Below are 19591 nucleotides of genomic sequence, written 5' to 3'. Positions count from 1 at the left end.
TAATAAATTAGTGATAATCAACAATTTCTACATCGTAAGCATTCCCGTCATACCAAACAAAACACACACGCCATTGCTTATTGATACGAATACTATATTGGGTTTTACGTACACCTTTAAGAGCTTCTAGACGATTTGAAGGCGGAACACGTAAATCTTCTAAATTAACGGTTGTATGCAACATATATAATTTTTTGCGTGCCTGCTCGCCAAAAGCCTCAAAACGTTTAACTAGTTCTCTATTATGTAATTTCTCAGTATGTTTACATTTAAAACTTACAATCATTTTATAACATTATCAGTTTAACTTCAAGCATTATAATATTTACTATCAGTAACATTTACATTAATTTTCATGCCGGTACACGTTAGCATTCGTATCTTAATTATTTGTGGTTAGGCGATTTAAAGTATCATACAAAGTAGAACGTTTAATGCCAAAGTTTCTACAGATAGAAGCTTTGGTTTTGCCAATTCTTAAAGCTTCTTGGATTTCTTCCATACCTATATCAGTTTGCAAACGTTGTATAGGAAAAGGCATACGTTCTATAACCTGTTCCAAAAAAGTTACAGTATTTGTAGCAGTACGCCGATTAATGACGTTTTAAATTCAACGGAATGAGATACCATATAAACGCTTTAATTCACTATGAATGCGTCGTGATCCTAGATTCCTTTCTTTCCTTAACTTAAGTATAAGATTTTCATCAACTTCACTTCTTTTTTGAAAAGGAAAGTTTTTGGGCTTACTACTAATATCACACAAACCATTTTTACCTAATACTTCATAGCGTTTGTACCACTTGCGTAATGTAAAGCGTGAAATACCATAATGTTCGCATACCTTTCCTGCATGCTCTAACTACTTAATCCAACTCAAACGCAACTTAATCTTAGCATCCATTACAGTCTATAAATCTACCGTCTTAAAAGTCAAGAGTAAATTCTTTATTATTTTTTAACATGGCATTTAAACAAATAATAAACTTAAGTATTTTTTACTTGATTGTAAATTTGATCTTTTCCGATCACGCTACCGTTCGTATTTTACTTAAGTTCGCCTGCAAGGAGATACCTCAGATTCACTAGGTTTCTTTTAACCTATCACACGATCGGTATCACTCCTTGCTTTTATTCTAGTTCTTTAAAGACTTATCTTAAGATACAATCACACAGCTAAAGCCGCTCCTATAATATCTTGATCATGATATTGCAATAATTGCTTTCTATCAATCCTTCATTTAGCTCCAAATTTTACGCCCTTAGTTTGTGACAAATGTGATACATTTCCTAAATGCCCATAGAATTCTAAATACTTGTTAATTATTTCAGCTAACTGTCCATCTTTTTTTTGTTCTCTGCTAGTCACTCTATTCCACAACTCTTCTCGATCATACACCCAATTTGGAGCATTTTCCGGGGCATATATTTTGCTAAATACTACTCCTTTCTTCTTGCTATAGTAAATCAAATTGAATTAGATGATAAGATGTGGTATAAATAAAGGAAAAAATGTCAACAAGTCCATATAGTCAAGATTTAAGAGAAAAAGTAATAAATTATATAGAAAAAGGTAATAGTCAGAAATCTGCTGCTAAGATATTTGATATACATAAGAATACAATTAGCCGTTGGAACGTAAGGAAAAAAAAAGAAGGAACAGTATTAGCAAAGGCGAGACTAGGGATTAAAAGTAAAGTTGATAAAAAAGCATTAGAACATTTCGTAACAAATAACCCTAATAGTAAGTTGCAAGACATTGGTAAGAATTTTGGAATTACAGGTTCACAAGCGGCTAATATATTAAAAAAGTTAGGATTTAGTTATAAAAAAAAACCTTTAGCTACTTGGAAGCAAGTGCAGAAAAACGATCTGATTATTTAGAAAAGATCAGTAAATATGATAAAGATAAAATAGTATATCTTGATGAAAGTGGGATAGATATGACAATTTGCCAAGATAGAGGTTGGGGTAAGATAGGAGAATTATTGATTGGCAAGAAGAGTGGGAAACATTACCAAAGGACCAATATAATAGCTGGTTTAGTAAATAACAAGTCAATAGCCCCTTTTGTTTTTAATAAAACTTGTAATACAGAACTATTTAATAATTGGGTTGAAAAATTCTTGATTAAAGAGTTAACATCAGGACAGGTTGTAGTGATGGATAACGTTAGTTTTCATAAATCTCAAAAGACAAAGGAGCTAATAGAATCAGTTGGTTGTGAAGTTATTTTTTTGCCACCGTATTCGCCAAACTTAAATCCAATAGAGAAATTTTGGGCTAATATGAAGAGATGGATTCGAAGCAAAATAGCTGAAACTGGTACATTATCTGAGGCAATTTCTTTCTTCTTTGTCACCTAATTCAATTTGATTTACTATAGTTAGTGCTAACCCGATCATAACAGCATTTATACTTCCTTGTCCAAACATTCTCAATTGATGAGCAAAGATTTGTGAGCCTCGAGTAAAATTATTTTGATTATGCTGGTTCACGGTGTTGTATCTTTATTTTGCTCATCTCCCTCATCGTCGGGTAATAGAGAAAATGTTGCCATTTCCTCTGTCCCCTAAGAACCGTACACACGGTTGTGTGAGGGCTATCATAGCAATGAAATTTTGTTAATTAAAGGAGTGTAAGAGCTATGATTTCTACTCGGCACAGTTTCGTCGATTAACAGGAGTAAAGAAGGTGACATTCTCAAGGATGGTGGATATTTTGAGGCAAAGAGACAATTTGACTAAACTATTAATAAAAAATAAAAAAATGTATTAATTCTCCTCTAATGTTTTGATAGCTAATGTGTATAATTCTTGTTCTATCCATTCTACTCGAGCTAGTTTTGCCAACGGGATAAAGTTCTTTAAAGTATCCAAAGCGATTCTTTTCTGTTTTTCTTTTGACTTAATGTAATGAAGAGTTTGCATATTATGTAGCCTATCAGCAAGCTTGATATACCATGCATCTATATCTTCTGACTCACGTAATTTCTGCAAGGCATGTTCTCCTTCAATTTTTATTTTTTTTATTGTAATATCATCAAGCTTCGTTAGTTTGTTAACTAATTCTGCTATTTTTGTGCCAAATGAAAACCATATCTGACTAATAGTAAGTGCTGTATCCTCTACAATATCATGCAATAAGGATGCTGCTATTATTTCAGTTTTACAGGAAATCCCAGCTGCTTTTAAGAATTAAAGATTAAATATTTTTAATCGAGAAAAGTTATGGTGTAACTCCAACCCCTTTTTTCATAAAATAATTTACCCAACTTTTATCTGCTATCTTATTAGAGTTCGAATGTCTTAATATATTTCAAAATAGTTTCTGACTTCATTAAAACTACTAGAACAAGAAAAAAATATATTGATGACATACATAAAATAGCACCTACTAGCATAATAAGTACTTTTGATTTAAACGTTAAACTTTTGTGGGTGACCTCTAACCACTCGTTTACTGCAATCCCAGTCATAGCACTAAAAAAACAAAATCAGCAGAAAATATATATAATCAGGCTTAAGAAATTTAATCCTAACTATAATAATTAGTAATAAGTGAAATTTGATTTAATTATAGCAATTATTTACTGATGTCTCATCTTTGCAGCTGTTCTTCATATTTTCAAGAAATAATCATATTTATTCTACGATCTCGCTGTACTCTTAGGATTATAGTATACTTGCAGCAAAACTGCATAACTTTATCTAAAATTTAATAGAGTTTTGCAGTTTTACTGCAAGTATACTATTTTTGGCATTGACAAACGCTCAAAAGAAGTGGACAATGCCAATTAAAGATTGGTCAGTTGCCTTGAATCAATTTGCCATACTTTGTGGTACTGATGACCAAAAATGGACAAATGTCGATCAAAGATGGACTAACTCTGACATCATACTTATACAATCTTTCTGATAGACCCAATTAATTGGCAACTGGGGTTAATTAGGCTAAATGCTCCAATGACCCAAACTAATATTTGGTAATTCATATGTTACTTCCTTTGTTGTCTAGTGTTGTGCTTGTTCGCTATGACCTTTCTCTAGATAAGCTTGGCATGATAATGTTGCTCATTAATTTACATTATAAACTTCGCTATCTAATCCCATTAACATAGCCAAGGAATCTATGGGGTTTTGTTGTTCCAGTACTTCTTTAACCTCAATTTTCTCTAATTTAGAGGTTAAAGTTAGTAAATCATCAAAAGACTTCTTGCCAAACTTACTTATATATTCTTCAATAACTCTAGGCTTGTTAAGCAACGGATTGTCATATTCTTCCCTAGTCACATACATAACTTGCTTCTTAAGCAACTCTGCATTACTAGCTTTTTGTTTTGCCGTTTCTGCGTTATAGTCATTTTGTAATTTCCTCATTTGCTCGCTTTCTTCTTGTAACTTTTTTCGAGTCTCTTCTGCTTGCTTTTGCACTTTTGCTATTTGTTCTTGCATCTGTTCCTGAGTTATTTTATTTTCCTGCTGTTGCAATATTAGAAGATGCGTCGTAATTGCTTCACTTAACTTATGACCTGCACTTATTAAATCAGTTCTAAAGTCATCAATCTCCAACGTTTCTAAACCACTATTAATGCTTTTTATAAAAAACACTAGATCTAATTTAGCACTCAACACTGCAATTTCCTTGTCCGTTACACGATTCTTATAATTGGTCCATTGCTTTTGTTCTTCAAATATACTAGGTATTCTTTTAATCAAATCCTTTATATTTACTTCATAATCATTAAAATTAAGTTTCTTTACCATTTCTATTAATTGAATACGAGCTGTTTCCGCTTCACCTGTTGTTTTTATTCGCGTAACATCAATTGATGAGCTGAGTTTAAGTGACAATATTTTGAAGCATTCCATAATATCATCTAAAAGTACAGAGCTATTTTTATAGATAAAGACCTTGGTGTCTGGAGAAATCCCTACCTTTACAGGCAATTGCCGTTCGCTATCAATTTGGTTAATATCTTTCGCTATCATCTCAGCATCTTTGCTATCAAGCAGACCTTCCTCCCGAGCTTTTGCAAAAATAGTTATTTGTTTATTATCGGCTAGATGTTGAACAAATGCCTTATCTAGCTCTGGATCTTGTACATCTTTAGCAATTTTTGTGATGTCAGCCACTATGTCATTAACATCGTAATTCTTTACTTTAGTAACAAGCAATACACTACAATTCTTAATTTTATCTAAGTCACCAAAGAGATAATTTACTTGTTTTATTAGTCTCACAAAACCTGCAGGATTATCGCTGGTAATATCGTCAATATCAGAAACCAAAACTATCTTTATATTTCTAGCATTGCTAAGTAACTTAGATAAAAGATATGCGTTAGATATCTCTACGGCAGGTCCTCTATTATCACCAAACCCTGGACAATCCCATATAGCTTTTTTATATGCTCCATCCGGATTATACCATTTTTTAGGAACTGTGGTCATAGATCCACCAGTAGCTCCTATCTCAGGTCCTGCTGTTGGGTCTACAGCAAATATCTTTAATACCTTACCATCCTTGCCTTTAGCATTCGGGTCAAGTTTTGTAACTTTTAAAGGATTAGATAGAAGATAATTAATTACCGTACTTTTCCCTCCCCTAGTATTCCCAATAATTATGGTGTTCTCCTTTTCCTCTAGACTTTCTACGTTTGACATTCCCTTTGTTATTAAATCTTGGGCTTGTATAAAACTATCCCTAGGCATATCGTTATGTTGTTGTTCTGCAGTGTAGTTAGCCTTCGCTTTATCACTCATATCTTTGAAAACTTGCTCGTGCTTAAATCCGCCTGTACACCCATAATAGGCTTGATTAAAATAGTTTTCAGCCTTTAAATAATCACCTTTATTATAAAACTCTAATCCTATGCTGTGCAATATGTTAGCTTTGTTGTTGTTATAAACATCTAAATCTATAGCTCTATTAGTAGAGCATTGATCCCAAGCTTCTTGATATTTATTGTATGCTGCTTCGTATTTTTCCATTCTTGTTGTTGGGTCAGTAGCATTATTTCCTTCAGTCTCTAATGCTTGCCCTTGAGCATTTAATGCAGCAGCTTGGTTGTTTTTAATTGAATCAATAGTATTCTGCCTATTAGCTTTGCACAAAGCTTCGTTATATTTAGCTATAGCTCCAGCAGGATCAGTCGCAACTAATAGCTGCCCTTGTTTATTTAACATTAGGGCTTGGTTGTTTTCATATATGGTCTTTGTTGTTAGCTCTTCAGCCTCTTTAAATCGCAGTCTTGCAGCCTCATATTTTGCTATTTTTGTTATTGTATTAGTAGAATTATTACCTTCAGTATCTAATGCCCTTCCCTGAGCATTTAATGCAGCAGCTTGGTTGTTTTTAATTGAATCAATAGTATCCTGCCTATTAGCTTTGCACAGAGCCTCATTATATTTAGCTATAGCTCCAGCAGGATCAGTCGCAACTAATAGATGCCCTTGTTTATTTAACATTAGAGCTTGGTTGTCTTTATATAGGCTCTTATTGCTAGCATCTAATGTTAGCTCTTCAGCCTCTTTAAATCGCAATCTTGCAGCCTCATATTTTGCTATTTTTGTTATTGTATTAGTAGCATTATCTCCTTCAGTCTCTAATGCCCTTCCCTGAGCATTTAATGCAGCAGCTTGGTTGTTTTTAATTGAAGCAATAGTATACCAGTCATTAGCTTTACATAAAGCCTCGTTATATTTAGCTATAGCTCCTGAAGGATCAGTTGCCACTAATAGCTGCCCTTGTCTATCTAATAGTAAAGCTTGGTTGTTTTTATATATGGTCTTATTGCTAGCATTTGTTGTTAGCTCTTCAGCCTCTTTAAATCGCAATCTTGCAGCCTCATATTTTGCTACTTTTGTTATTGTATTAGTAGAATTATTACCTTCAGTATCTAATGCTATCCCCTGAGCATCTAATGCATGGGCTTGGTTGTTTTTATACATGGTCTTATGGCTAGCATCTGTTGTTAGCTCTTCAGCCTCCTTATATCGCAGTCTTGCAAGCTCATATTTTGCTATTTTTGTTGTTGGGTCAGTAGCATTATATCCTTCAGTCTCTAATGCTATCCCCTGAGCATTTAATGCATGGGCTTGGTTGTTTTTATACATGGTCTTATGGCTAGCATCTGTTGTTAGCTCTTCAGCCTCCTTATATCGCAGTCTTGCAAGCTCATATTTTGCTATTTTTGTTATTGTATTAGTAGCATTATCTCCTTCAGTCTCTAATGCTATCCCTTGTTTATTTAACATTAGGGCTTGGTTTTTTTTATATATGGTCTTGTTGCTAGCATTTGTTGTTAGCTCTTCAGCCTCCTTATATCGCAGTCTTGCAAGCTCATATTTTGCTATTTTTGTTGTTGGGTCAGTAGCATTATATCCTTCAGTCTCTAATGCTATCCCCTGAGCATTTAATGCATGGGCTTGGTTGTTTTTATACATTGTTAGTTCTCCAGTTTCTATTATATTTATTTTCTTTACTTAACTCAAATCTGAGCAAAGCAGTTAAAGGGCAGGGCAGTTTAAAAGTCACAACTAATGATAGAGAAATTTATTTTAGAAAATGCATAAACGTCATTGCGAGGAGCAGCAAAGCTGTGACGTGGCAATCCAAAAGTTGCAGCGGCAAAAAATAAAACTAGCCAGCTGTTTATTTGGATCGCCACGCCACTTCGTGGCTCGCGATGACAATCATTCGTTTCTGCAATTTAGTGCTTTCTATCATTAGTTGCGACTTTTAAATCACCCTGGTTAAAGGGAAGTCTCTTAATTATAGACTTCGCTATCTAACCCCATTAACATAGCCAAGGAATCTACAGGGTTTTGTTGTTCCAGTACTTCTTTAACCTCAGTTTTCTCTAATTGAGAGGTGAGAGTTAGTAAATCATCAAAAGACTTCTTACCAAACTTACTTATATATTCTTCAATAACTCTAGGCTTGTTAAGCAACGGATTGTCATATTCTTCCTTAGTCGCATACATAATATTACAGAAACTGTCATCATCACTATCATGATAGTGATGAATAACCTTTGTTTGATTTTTCAAAGCATCTTTTCTAGCCATTTCCGCTTTATGTTCGGCATCTTTTCTAGCCATTTCATTTTTAAAGGCTACAATATCAGCTTCTCGTTTAGCCACTTCCGCTTTATATTCAGCATCTTTCTGTGTCTTAAGCCGAGCTGCATCAGCTTCTCGTTTAGCCACTTCCGCTTTATGTTCAGCTTCTTTCCTAGCCATTTCCTTTTTATAGGCTGCATTATCAGCTTCTCGTTTAGCCACCTCCTCTCTATATTCAGCTTCTTTCCTAGCCATTTCCGCTTTTTCCTCAGCTCTTTCTTTAGCCCTTTGTGCATTATACTCGTTTTGTATTTTCCGCATCTGCTCGTTTTGTTCTTGTACAACTTTATATAATTGATTTTGAAAGGCATCGTTTTGTGCCTTAAGCAAAGCTGCATTATCTTTAGCAAGTTTTGCCATGTCCTCATTATGCTTATCTTGTAATTTCCGCATTTCCTCGTTCTGTTTTTGTAAATTGTCTTGTGTCATCTTTACTATAGTTTGCGTTTCTGCTATTTGTTTTTCCATCTGTTCTTTAGTTATTTTATTTTCCTGATTTTCTAACATTAGCTTACGCATTGTAATTTTTTCAATTAATTCACAGCCTGTATTTTTTAAATCATTTTTAAAACACTCAATATCTAATGTTCTTATATCGATAATACTTTTTATAAAGGCAAGAAGATCTAATTTACTATTTAATCCGGAATTCTCTAAAGCAGTCTGTCCCTCTCTGATTAGTATATTATGTATTCTTTCAAGAAATTCTTTCATACTTTCATTATGATCATTTGTATTAAATTCAGCGGATATTTCTTTTAAATGTTCAATTGCTTTATGTGCATCTTCCGATTTTTCTATTTTGTCTACATCTACTAATGCTTTAACTCTTGCTAAAATTATATCTAAATCCTCCTTAATAAAATTTGAAAATAAAGAGCTATTTTTATAGATAAAGACCTTGGTGTCTGGAGAAATCCCTACCTTCACAGCTAATTGTTGTTCGCTGTTAATTTGGTTAATATCTTTTGCTATCATCTCAGCATCTTTGCTATCAAGCAGACCTTCCTTCTTGGCTTTTGTAAAAATAGTTATTTTTTCATTATTGGCTAGATGTTGAATAAATGCCTTATCTAGTTCTGGGTCTTGTACATTCTTAGCAATTTTTTTGATATCAACAGTTATGTCATGAACATCGTAATTCTTTACTTTAGTGACAAGCAATATGCTACAATCCTTAATTTTATCTAAGTCACCGAAGAGATAATTTACTTGTTTTATTAGTCCCACAAAACCTGCAGGATTATCGTTGGTAATATCTTTAATATCAGACACCAAAACTATCTTTATATTTTTAGCATTACTAAGTAACTTAGACAAAAGGTATGCGTTAGATATATCTACCGCAGGTCCTCTATTATCGCCAAACCCTGGACAATCCCATATAGTTTTTTTATATGCTCCATCCGAATTATACCATTTTTTAGGAACGGTGGTCATAGATCCACCAGTAGCTCCTATCTCAGGTCCTGCTGTTGGATCTACAGCAAATATCTTTAATACCTTACCATCCTTGCCTTTAGCATTTGGGTCAAGTTTTGCAACTTTCAAAGGATTAGATAAAAGATAATTAATTATCGTACTTTTCCCACCTCTAGTATTACCGATAACTAGTGTATTCTCCCCTTCAATTGTTTTGTCTACATCTGCAATACCTGCTGTTATAAAACTCCTAGCTTCCTCAAATACATCCAATGCTACACTTAGTTGTTGACCTTCTTCTTGTTTTTTATCATCTAAAATGGTTGCTTTTTTCTTCATAAATAATTACTCCATATAATTTATTAGTTAAATTAATACTGGGTACATTATGTAACCCAGTTCTAATGAATGTTCTATTTTAACCACTATCCTAAGGTTGATAGCTTAATGAGATTTTATTAACTTGCTCGAAAGCTTCTTTATTTCCAAAACCATATACTTTGTATAGTACAAAGTGTATTTTAATATGTAAAGTATTTTTATAAAAAATTAGTAAAGATTATTAGGTTTAGTGGCAATTATGCGTAAGATAATTTAACAAAACTTACGCTATGTTTAGAACCAATGCCTTAGTGGTAGCATATTCTTAAAATCTTCTACTAGGATTCAACGGCTTAAAATCAGGGTTCTAATCATTTCTAAGACATAACATAGCGTAAGTTTTGCTAGTTAGTCTAATTAAAGCCTATAGTAAAACATGGGATATGCTGATTAAGTATGACGAAGATAATTTAAATATGCCAACGAACTTGCAGGAGGCAAGTAGTGGTTTACTAAATTACCAAGAATCAATACAGGCAATACTAGTATTAAGACAAGAATTACAACAACAAGGAGCAGAAGCCGGCAATTTATTTGGAGTTGAAAGGGATGATGCCGTGAGTGCTATTTTAGGTAATATAGATCAAACATTTGGCGGAGAGCAATTATATCAATCATCGCAAGCCAAGGCAGCACATCTATTATATTTCATTATCAAGGATCATCCATTTAGTGACGGTAATAAGAGAATAGGTAGTTTATTATTTTTGCTTTATTTGAGTAAAGCAAAAATTGGGCTTAACACTATGGGAACAAATAGCATGACATCGCTTGCCTTGCTTATTGCAGAAAGTGATCCAATGCAAAAAGAATTAATGATTAGTTTAATTATAAATCTAATAAGCAACTAGATGTTGAACTATTGAGGAAATCCAAAAACTAAAATCTTCTAGATAATTCAATCTATATCGCTTATCAATGATAAGATATATTATGTATAATAGACCAATATTAAGATTAAAGACAAATATAACTCAAGTCAAACCTAGCGTTATAGCAGTTAACATATAGTTAGATATTAGTTATAATAATAGATAATAAAAAAATTATATAATAGAAATATGCCGTCACCATACAGTTATGATTTACGTTCTAGAGTTATAGAACATTATGAAAAACATAAAAAAATAGCATTTACATGCGAGACCTTTAAAATTAGTCGGTCAATGCTCTATGTATGGATTAGATTAAAGAAACAAACTGGTCCTATAAGGATTGAGAACTTTGAAAAGATTACAGAAATATTTTTACAGGAACAAAAGGATGACAGATTAAACATAGCACAAAAATTACTGCAAGCAGGAGTCGACTTTGATATTATTGAGCAAGCTACCTTAATTAAAAAGGAGGAAATTACCAATATTAAGGTTAGTTGAAAAATGGTTACTATTACCAACATCTTTTTTAAACAAAAGTATGTTGGTAATTATGGACACGCCCTATTATTCTTGGCAAAAAGTGTTATTAGCTTGAAGCAGATCAGTCTCAAAGCCAACTAACAGTTTCTTAAAACAGCGATATTCTCGTAACTCTGTATAAAGTGTATCACAAATGTTTGGTGAGAAAAAAGCAGTTGATGAATATGTTTCAGAACACTTATTTTCCTGAAATAGCTGGTCAGCAAATTCCCTATATTTCAGGTCAGTTTTTCTTGTTATGTAGTTGAAATCTTCTCTTAGTAAGAAATTAATCTTAACATACTCAACATTTTCGTCTGCATCGAAACTAAAACTCACCTTTTTAAAAACAAGATATACTAAAGCCTCTTCTGATGGGTCAAGAATAGTTTCTGTAAATTTAATTAAATCATATTTTTTAAATATCTTCTCAAACATAGAAGTAGTTAAGTTGCATTTTTTGTTTGTTAAGTTTTTTACTTTTAGAGTAGCCCCCATGTAATCCTGAGAAAATATAGAAATTTTATTTAATTGGGTAAGTTGAAAAGTTTTTGTTGTAGCGGAAAATAAACCTGACGCAGGAATTAAGCTATTTGTATTTTCTAAAGTAGTAATAATTTGCTTGATTTGTTTGGTCTTTTGTTCAGCTTTTTCCGCTCTTGTTGAGAGTATATCATTTATTTTGTATCTTAAAACCTCCCCTACTTCTCCTTTTGGTATAGACGCCAAAAAGCACACACTAAAAATAAAGATTAAACACAATAATATTGCGATTGCCATCTTTATTATAGATAATATTAATTCTATATTAATAATTCTTATCATAAATCCTACATTAATAATCTTAATTAATTTCACAATTCAAAAAACTGTGAGATTGTTGGACCTAGCTTTAAATGCTAGGAAGGTTACAGATTTTGACAGCTCGATGAGCATAATTTTCCTAAGAATTCACTAAATCTTGATATCCATATTATGTGTCACCATGAATATATAGTATATTACTAGTTGTTTAAAATACCCATTTCAAGTAGGTACGACAAACCCCAAAGGTTAGTATTCTAAGATTGTTTCCAACAGCTTCTATAATTTGTGGTATACTTAATTGCTTGAAACATAAAGAATATTACATAAAATCTGCGATAATTTCAAGAGATAAATTATAATTATGGGTTAAATTACAGAAACGGGGCAAAAGCGAACTAGGAGTCGGAATTGCTGTTAATTTCTTCTCTGTTATAGAAAAATATCCTGCAATAATTTATCTTACTCAAATGCCTTATCCCTGCAGGATGATCATGTTTTACGCATTTATATTTTGGTATATCTAATCGTATAATAAGCATTATGCCGTTTTAAAATTAACCACTTCATTAAAAGCACCAAACAAAATGCAGTGCATTATGTAATAACATAAAAAAACTGTTGTTGGTGATCTATCAACCTCATTGTATAGTATTTACGGCTATATTGTATTAAAGTTGCAGTTAGCCGAGTTAATGGTTAAAGAGCTTATACAATTATTGACTCTTTGAAACTATTTCTATGTGTTTTACCATATATGACCCAATACTAAAGATCATGCAAGGAACGGCAAAGTTAAGGAGTTTAAACAGGGAAATTTTTTATATTTTCTTCATATATTTTTTGGGCTTCCGATAACGATAATTACACTATTCTTTCTTATCCCTTATCCCGAATCGACGTAATAAGGATATCCCTTTATTGTTGTAGCTCTCAGCATAATTAGGTTTGTATTTAATGGCAAGATCATAGTTTTTTATTGCTTCTTGGTGTTGCCATAAATACATTAAAGATATACCTTTGTTATAATAGGCTTCTAGGTATTTATAGTTGTATTTAAGAGCAATATCAAAATTTTCTATCGCTTCTCGATATTTTCCTAATATGTTTAAAGAGCCTCCTTTGTTATTATATACTGCTGCAAAATTTGGTTTATATTTAATAGCCATATCATATGACACTATAGATTCTTGATAGATGCATAAACCAACCACCTATAGCAAAATCAATAGCACCACCAGCAAAAGACCATAACACTCCTTTAAAACATAAAATGATTAACCCAAAGCTAATGCCCCCTACTATTGAACCAATAGATATGTTCCAAAATCTAACGTGTTTGTTTAAGCAATTATTAAATCGTACTCTTTCCATAATTGAATCTCACAAGTAAAAAACCAATATTGTTACAATTTACACTTGATTTAAGTCATAGCAGCAAGTATGCCCATACAAACAGCACTGCTACCTATAAAAACTGTACCGCCACGAAATACCCGAACGCGACCATCACCTTCAGACATAATGGCTGTGGTAATACCACCAATACCAGCTCCATAAACCCAGTAATCCGCAGCAAATTTTACCAGTGGTTCAGTTACACCTTTACCAAATTTACCTAAATCTACTGCTAAACTTTCTGATGTAATAAGGGTAAGTAAAATGCCAATTATTCCATAACTAAGATATAAGAAACTCTTATTCCAGTTGTCATCTAGACAATTTTGTTTGCTAGTTATTTTCTGACTTGTGCCTAGTATTTTCTTTGAATCGACCATAATTCTCCTCTTTTGTTATTTTTTGTTACTTTCTCTGTAGTAAACGGTGTAACTAAACATTAAGTAATAAATTATGTGATCCTTTTAAAAATAAATAGGGGGCATTTTCCCCCATTATTTTTGAAGACTACATAACTTAGAAAACAATACCCTTCAATTGCCAAGTATTGGTGTTTGATGTTGTCGTATTTTTAAACTGCCCTGAGATAATAGACCTCTTTCAAAACTAGACTTTAAGGAAGAGAGGTGTTATAAGTATCTGATTTGGAGTAATAATGAATTCGATCAGGTTAAAGAGTTGAAGGATGAACAGTTTCGTCGATTAACAGGAGTAAAGAAGGTGACATTCTCAAGGATGGTGGATATTTTGAGGCAAAGAGACAATTTGACTAAACTATTAATAAAAAAATGTATTAATTCTCCTCTAATGTTTTGATAGCTAATGTGTATAGTTCTTGTTCTATCCATTCTACTCGAGCTAGTTTTGCCAACGGGATAAAGTTCTTTAAAGTATCAAAAGCGATTCTTTTCTGTTTTTCTTTTGACTTAATGTAATGAAGAGTTTGCATATTATGTAGCCTATCAGCAAGCTTGATATACCATGCATCTATATCTTCTGACTCACGTAATTTCTGCAAGGCATGTTCTCCTTCAATTTTTATTTTTTTTATTGCAATATCATCAAGCTTCGTCAGTTTGTTAACTAATTCTGCTATTTTTGTGCCAAATGAAAACCATATCTGACTAATAGTAAGTGCTGTATCCTCTACAATATCATGCAATAAGGATGCTGCTATTATTTCAGTTTTACAGGAAATCCCAGCTGCTATTAATGCAACCTGTATTGGATGATGGTAAAATGGCTCACCAGAGTGTCGTTTCTGATCTGCTTGGTGTTTGATAACGTATTTTAATGCCAGTTTTACAACAGGAACATCTATTATGGTACTGTGCCTTTTACTACATGCTTTAATTTTATCTAAGAACTCCTTTTTCAAAAATTCTTGTAGTTGCTGACTATGAGACTCATGTAACGAATGTAGCAGGATAATGACTTTTTTACCGGTCATAAACGACTCCCTATTGAATGTTTACTCTGAAGCTTGCTTAGTTATTATTCCGTATATTAGTGAGGAGGCATGAGCCGACAAAACAATTTCTCATCACTTTGCTAGATTGCTTCGTCGCTACTAAAGTAGCTCCTCGCAATGACGATATCATTCTTGATCATGTAATGCCCCTGCTATTGGCACTTCATCTGTAATTTCAGATAAACAATAATAGGCTGGCTTAACAAAATTACTCCAGTATTTTATTCCGGCTGTTCCAGAGTCTTGGATAGTTTGATAATAGGAATGACCTGATAATTCCTCAACAAAATAAGCAAACGCCTTGCCTCTTGCCATCATCTCATCACATAATATTTCTCTACCTTCTACCCCTAATTTATGTTGGATGATTTCTAGTAAACATTCTTTGGCTACATTTCGTATTTGAGATGATATTGATATTTTTTCCATTAGTTTAATTGAGTCCTGATCTCCCAACTCGACTCCTATGCTCAGAGTTAAATCAGCAAGGAACTCATCTTTAACAGTACCATAACCTTTTCTTAAATATTCTGACAAATATGAAGCAACCTCTTGTTTCCCTGCCACTAAATGTAAATATAAATCCCAAGCGGTATTTTTTTGGCTATTATTAAATATTTCTTGGCATTCTGAAAGTTCAATATTTTTAACTGTCTCCAACATAGACATGTCTGAGTCATAATTTTTTAAAACTTTGGTCAAATCAATTTGATACTGATTATCTAAATAAGTGTCTATTTCTTCTTGCTCCTGCCTTGATGTATTAGACATTCGTACTCTACTATATAAAAATTGCTTGCCTGGCATAGTTACCTCCCTTTAGTGTTATTTAATTGTAGTTTTGATCTATTTAATGGTGGTGGTGTATTAGATGAAGAATATCTACTCATAAATCTTCCTATCATACGATCTACTTTTTTAGTTGTCTCAGTTTCCATTTTTAAAGATTCATCTCTTTTTTTGCTTTCTAGTAACGGTTTATCGGTTCTAATTGACTCTTGTGCTTCTAGCTTTAATTTTATAAAAATATTCAATTTTTCTTTATCGGGATTGGATTCTGGTAATGCATCAGCCGATAGTTGTATTTTCTTCAGTTTTTCATAAAAAGATTTATCAGCTGCTTCTATCTTGGTCATTACTTTGTCTACATCTTTCTCTCCTTGTTGTCGTATTTTATCAAGTTCAGCTAATTGTTTCTCTACCGGAGTTAAGCCTAATTTCTTATAACCCCCACATATTTTTACAAGGTTCTCTAACTCTTCTAATGCCGTACTACTTGCATCTGCTGTTTTTTCTTTGTGATATACTACTGCATGAATATCATAATGTCTTGCTACTAACTTACCTGCTAGATCAGGATATAGCTCAGCAACTTTGTATAATGCTTTTCTTTCTTTTTCTCGTGAGCTAGTTAATGGTTGTAATTCATTTAAGATTGCCTGTTCAGGAGACATGTCATGGATATACTGAGAATCTTTTGACATTTTTTCAAATAATTGTCGATTAGCAACATTATCACTCTTTTCTGTTAACTGCATTCCCTGTGATATTGATTCTGCTTGTCGTTTTACTAACTCATGATGCTCAGCTGTTTTCTGTAATGTTTCTTCGGCTAATTTTTGTTTATCATGATGATATTGCTTTTTTTCTTCTTGCACTAACAAATCACTATTGACTGTATTAACAGTAACTATCATATCCTGAGCAGTAGTGATATTTTGTTGAGATAGGTCGATTTCTTGACCTTTATTCTTCTCCAAAGCTAACATCATTTCTCGATATTTACCTTGGGTCACTGGCAAACTATAGACATGTCCTAGATGTTCTATATAGCCTATTGCCTCATCTCCTTCACCATTAAACCTTACTGGCTTTGGACTACTGATCTCTGACAATTTACCTTGACTATCATAATGAGCAGTAAAATATACTGCTCGGTCTAAGGAAATATTTCGACCATTTTCATCTTTTACAGCTAATGACAAATGCATAGGACCGCTTTTATTTACCAATTCTGTTGGTAAATCTATGGTTCGATAGTTATTGATTTGTTTAAAAGTGCCATCTGACAAAGAGACTAGAGTATTAATTTTATGAGTTGTTTCCTTGATAGTAGCTAACTCATCACCTGAATCATTTCTTACTATTTGGCTTCTGATATTGTCTTGCCTATCATCATCTTGCCAACTTATTGTATGAAATCGATCAGCAAAATTATGGTGAATTTTCTTATAGCCTGCTATCTCTGTTCTTTCTAATTCAGCTTTAACTTTGCTATCTAGAAATGCTTGGTTAATTATTGCCCTGTTATTGACATTTTTAAGATATTCAGCAAATTCCTGATCGTCATGGTAATTTACTGTTACATCAAGATTCGCAGCGATATAATCTTTTAAGATATTCCGCTGTTTTTGCAGGATTTCTTGTCTAATGGCTTGAGTAATAGGGTCTAATTCTTCTTCTATACCAAAGAATCTGCTACTACTGACTGAATTAGTTAAAGTAACTAAGTCTTGTGCTTCTTCTGTTGGTTCTATAACTTCAGTAATATTCTCTTCAAGAATATTACTGAGTTGTGGGTTATCTTTCATAATACTACTTTATTAATGACGTATGTGTTTATAACTTGTCATTGCGAGGAGCTACTTTAAGCTGAGTTTGATGAAACAAGTTTGATGTCACCCCTGCGAAAACAGGGGTCTAGAAAAGTCTAAATAGTGTTCTTGACTATTTTTTAAGATACCTGCTTTCGCAGGTATGACATAAAACAATTGCTTCGTCGCCTTACTCCTTCTTACAATGACGTTAGTATTGGGCTAGCTATACTATGGTATTGCTGATACTTATGTTATAGAACTGCAAAAATAATAGAATTTGACTAGAGGGAGAGATTTGTGTATGATCATAGTTACACCTCAATAATGGTTGTAATTTAATAGCAATAGCTATTGGATTAATTTCACTAGTAAGTACTTGTAGCCTTGTAAACTTTAGAGTACTTACTAGTTTATAACCTAAATGTAACATTCAAGTTTTAACTTTATTAATAAGTTAAACGCTTGAATGTTACACTGGGCTTTTTTAGTTTGAGATATAGCAAAGTATATTCTTTGCTTTAAAAAATTAATCAATAATCATTGGTCTTTTTTTTATACTCTCATTCTATTTTTGGGAGTCTAGTATAATTATTTTGAGGTGTCAAGAAAAAATGAATTACCGTAATTCATTTTATTAGAGATATTAAATTATTTAAAGTATGGCTCTTGTTCATCAAATACAAATATTTTTAACACATAAATTAAAAGATAATAATTTAAAACGTAAAGCTTTTGCACAAGAGAGTAATATTTTATATAGAACCGTATGTAATATCATCAATTCTATAGGAGCTAATCCGGAATTGGAAACTATATTGAAAATTGCTAATTATTTTAGATGTTCTATGAACGAAGTAATTGGTAGAAATGAATATGTTTCTATAAATCAAAAAGATTATAACTTTCAAATAATTAATTCAGAAGATATAAGTATTAATTTAAGACATTTTCTTAATAAAAAACTTAAAGAGAAAAATATTAATCCATATCAATTAGGTATAATTATTGGTTTTAGTCAAAATGTTATTCCCAAATTTTTAAAAGAAAATAATCCTAAGAAGACACTTACTAGTACAGTTGCAGTAGCATTAGCGGATTATTTTCAAGTATCACTAGATGAAATGGTTGGCAGAATTAAGCCTACTACCTCTGATAATAATGAACCTTCTCAATAAAACTCCAACAGTTAGAGTGTTATAAATATATTATATGAATTATCAAGGTTAAAATGGGTTAATTATTTCAAGACCTAAATAACTGAAGTCTTTAACATTCCGTGTTACTAAAATAAGATCAAAATGTAAAGCTGTAGCAGCAATTAAACTATCAACAGCTGGTAACGTTCTACCTAACTGAGCTTGTATTACTCCCCATTTATTAGCTACTTGCTGATCAATAGGTAAAATACGACCGGCAAACCACGATGTTAAATCTTGATCCAACCATATACAGACCTTTTCTCTTCTTTTTATATCTGTAATCTTACCAATACCCTTGCGTATTTCTCCTATGGTTAAAACACTTAAATATAAGTCTCGATTTTGTACAGCATTAAACCACTCTACTACCCGTGTATTTTGTTTTACTTTGATAAGTTCAGAAATTACATTTGTATCAATTAAGTAACTCATTTAAATTACAACTCAATTTCTCGACAAGAACTTTTGTCCCTTTCAAGATCAATTTTCAACCCTCTTAGCGGAGAATTTTGTAGAAATTGAACAAAAGAGGATTTTGGAGAGATTAAGTCAACATATTGGTTGATTGATATTATAACAGCCATAGTTTTACCTTTAACACTAATTTCTTGAGGACCATCATTAACTGCTTTTTGTATTATCTCACTTAGCTTTGTTTTCACTTCTTGAATTTGCCATTTTTTCATATAATCATTTTCCAAATGAACTTGATAATTTAAAACTAGTCTATTTTAGCAAATAATATTTTATTTAAAAATAAGTTATTTCTATGCATAATCGATGTGAAGTAATTAGG

At 32.4% G+C, this 19591-nt stretch carries 20 protein-coding genes and 2 pseudogenes; 6 read left to right on the top strand and 16 right to left on the bottom strand.

What is annotated here, in order from left to right:
- Positions 1-7: 7 nt before the first annotated feature.
- The 4 genes and pseudogenes from ACFEL2_RS02035 to ACFEL2_RS02020 form a co-directional block, all read right to left on the bottom strand.
- On the bottom strand, positions 8-286 hold the full coding sequence (locus tag ACFEL2_RS02035) for a type II toxin-antitoxin system RelE/ParE family toxin (protein ID WP_341751247.1): 279 nt from the start codon (positions 284-286) through the stop codon (positions 8-10).
- 96 nt (positions 287-382) lie between these two features.
- Positions 383-541: a hypothetical protein gene (locus tag ACFEL2_RS02030; protein ID WP_341751248.1), complete on the bottom strand. Its 159-nt coding sequence runs from the start codon at positions 539-541 to the stop codon at positions 383-385.
- Between the two features lie 69 nt (positions 542-610).
- Positions 611-838 (bottom strand): annotated as a pseudogene (locus ACFEL2_RS02025) (IS481 family transposase); the annotation flags it as partial.
- A gap of 399 nt (positions 839-1237) precedes the next feature.
- On the bottom strand, positions 1238-1471 hold the full coding sequence (locus ACFEL2_RS02020; RefSeq protein WP_341751249.1) for a MobA/MobL family protein: 234 nt from the start codon (positions 1469-1471) through the stop codon (positions 1238-1240).
- A gap of 41 nt (positions 1472-1512) precedes the next feature.
- On the opposite strand from ACFEL2_RS02020, the gene ACFEL2_RS02015 reads away from it, so the two are divergent.
- Both ACFEL2_RS02015 and ACFEL2_RS02010 read left to right on the top strand, forming a co-directional pair.
- Entirely contained in the window at positions 1513-1884 is a 372-nt protein-coding gene (locus tag ACFEL2_RS02015) for an IS630 transposase-related protein (protein WP_341751250.1), read from the top strand.
- Positions 1848-2366: an IS630 family transposase gene (locus ACFEL2_RS02010; RefSeq protein ID WP_341751251.1), complete on the top strand. Its 519-nt coding sequence runs from the start codon at positions 1848-1850 to the stop codon at positions 2364-2366. Before ACFEL2_RS02015 ends, ACFEL2_RS02010 begins: the two co-directional genes overlap by 37 nt.
- A 408-nt stretch (positions 2367-2774) precedes the next feature.
- On the opposite strand, the gene ACFEL2_RS02005 is transcribed toward ACFEL2_RS02010, so the two are convergent.
- Positions 2775-3179 carry an HD domain-containing protein gene (locus ACFEL2_RS02005; protein ID WP_375332358.1) on the bottom strand — a complete coding sequence of 135 codons (405 nt, stop codon included), beginning with the start codon at positions 3177-3179 and terminating at the stop codon, positions 2775-2777.
- A gap of 610 nt (positions 3180-3789) precedes the next feature.
- Between ACFEL2_RS02005 and ACFEL2_RS02000 the strand changes: the two genes are divergently transcribed.
- Positions 3790-3918, top strand: coding sequence for a hypothetical protein (locus ACFEL2_RS02000; protein ID WP_341751253.1), 129 nt, complete (start codon positions 3790-3792; stop codon positions 3916-3918).
- 158 nt (positions 3919-4076) lie between these two features.
- Here the strand turns inward: ACFEL2_RS02000 and ACFEL2_RS01995 are convergent, their stop codons facing one another.
- Both ACFEL2_RS01995 and ACFEL2_RS01990 read right to left on the bottom strand, forming a co-directional pair.
- Complete coding sequence (locus ACFEL2_RS01995) at positions 4077-7448, bottom strand: hypothetical protein (RefSeq protein ID WP_375332132.1); 3372 nt, start codon at positions 7446-7448, stop codon at positions 4077-4079.
- Positions 7449-7772: 324 nt separating this feature from the next.
- The gene (locus tag ACFEL2_RS01990; protein ID WP_375331710.1) at positions 7773-9887 is read right to left on the bottom strand and encodes a hypothetical protein; all 2115 of its coding nucleotides are present in this window, start codon (positions 9885-9887) and stop codon (positions 7773-7775) included.
- Between the two features lie 383 nt (positions 9888-10270).
- Between ACFEL2_RS01990 and ACFEL2_RS01985 the strand changes: the two genes are divergently transcribed.
- Together ACFEL2_RS01985 and ACFEL2_RS01980 are read left to right on the top strand one after the other, a co-directional pair.
- Positions 10271-10780, top strand: coding sequence for a type II toxin-antitoxin system death-on-curing family toxin (locus ACFEL2_RS01985; RefSeq protein ID WP_341751258.1), 510 nt, complete (start codon positions 10271-10273; stop codon positions 10778-10780).
- Positions 10781-10990: 210 nt separating this feature from the next.
- The gene (locus ACFEL2_RS01980) at positions 10991-11305 is read left to right on the top strand and encodes a helix-turn-helix domain-containing protein (protein ID WP_341751259.1); all 315 of its coding nucleotides are present in this window, start codon (positions 10991-10993) and stop codon (positions 11303-11305) included.
- Positions 11306-11371: 66 nt separating this feature from the next.
- On the opposite strand, the gene ACFEL2_RS01975 is transcribed toward ACFEL2_RS01980, so the two are convergent.
- The 7 genes and pseudogenes from ACFEL2_RS01975 to ACFEL2_RS01945 form a co-directional block, all read right to left on the bottom strand.
- On the bottom strand, positions 11372-12151 hold the full coding sequence (locus ACFEL2_RS01975) for a hypothetical protein (RefSeq protein WP_341751260.1): 780 nt from the start codon (positions 12149-12151) through the stop codon (positions 11372-11374).
- Between the two features lie 881 nt (positions 12152-13032).
- Positions 13033-13326 (bottom strand): annotated as a pseudogene (locus ACFEL2_RS01970) (tetratricopeptide repeat protein); the annotation flags it as partial.
- Complete coding sequence (locus ACFEL2_RS01965; protein ID WP_375332131.1) at positions 13301-13504, bottom strand: hypothetical protein; 204 nt, start codon at positions 13502-13504, stop codon at positions 13301-13303. The pseudogene ACFEL2_RS01970 and the gene ACFEL2_RS01965, both read right to left, overlap by 26 nt.
- Before the next feature lie 50 nt (positions 13505-13554).
- Positions 13555-13908 (bottom strand): hypothetical protein, encoded by a 354-nt coding sequence (locus tag ACFEL2_RS01960; protein WP_375332130.1) that lies wholly within the window; start codon positions 13906-13908, stop codon positions 13555-13557.
- Positions 13909-14321: 413 nt separating this feature from the next.
- Positions 14322-14978, bottom strand: a complete 657-nt coding sequence (locus tag ACFEL2_RS01955; RefSeq protein ID WP_375332129.1) for an HD domain-containing protein — start codon at positions 14976-14978, stop codon at positions 14322-14324.
- Between the two features lie 147 nt (positions 14979-15125).
- Positions 15126-15806: a hypothetical protein gene (locus ACFEL2_RS01950; RefSeq protein ID WP_375332128.1), complete on the bottom strand. Its 681-nt coding sequence runs from the start codon at positions 15804-15806 to the stop codon at positions 15126-15128.
- Positions 15807-15808: 2 nt separating this feature from the next.
- Complete coding sequence (locus ACFEL2_RS01945) at positions 15809-17590, bottom strand: Sca4 family protein (RefSeq protein ID WP_375332127.1); 1782 nt, start codon at positions 17588-17590, stop codon at positions 15809-15811.
- A 665-nt stretch (positions 17591-18255) separates the two neighbouring features.
- On the opposite strand from ACFEL2_RS01945, the gene ACFEL2_RS01940 reads away from it, so the two are divergent.
- Positions 18256-18771 carry a helix-turn-helix domain-containing protein gene (locus ACFEL2_RS01940; RefSeq protein WP_341751268.1) on the top strand — a complete coding sequence of 172 codons (516 nt, stop codon included), beginning with the start codon at positions 18256-18258 and terminating at the stop codon, positions 18769-18771.
- Between the two features lie 48 nt (positions 18772-18819).
- Here ACFEL2_RS01940 and ACFEL2_RS01935 read toward each other — a convergent pair whose 3' ends face one another.
- A complete protein-coding gene (locus tag ACFEL2_RS01935; protein ID WP_341751269.1) occupies positions 18820-19227 on the bottom strand; it encodes a type II toxin-antitoxin system VapC family toxin in 408 nt (135 codons plus the stop codon).
- A gap of 5 nt (positions 19228-19232) precedes the next feature.
- A complete protein-coding gene (locus ACFEL2_RS01930) occupies positions 19233-19481 on the bottom strand; it encodes a type II toxin-antitoxin system Phd/YefM family antitoxin (RefSeq protein WP_341751270.1) in 249 nt (82 codons plus the stop codon).
- Positions 19482-19591: the final 110 nt, after the last annotated feature.

The organism is Candidatus Tisiphia endosymbiont of Temnostethus pusillus, from assembly GCF_964264675.1.
GTDB lineage: Bacteria > Pseudomonadota > Alphaproteobacteria > Rickettsiales > Rickettsiaceae > Tisiphia.
Note: the sequence above shows the minus strand (reverse complement) of the source record. Positions and strands in the feature narration are given on the sequence as shown.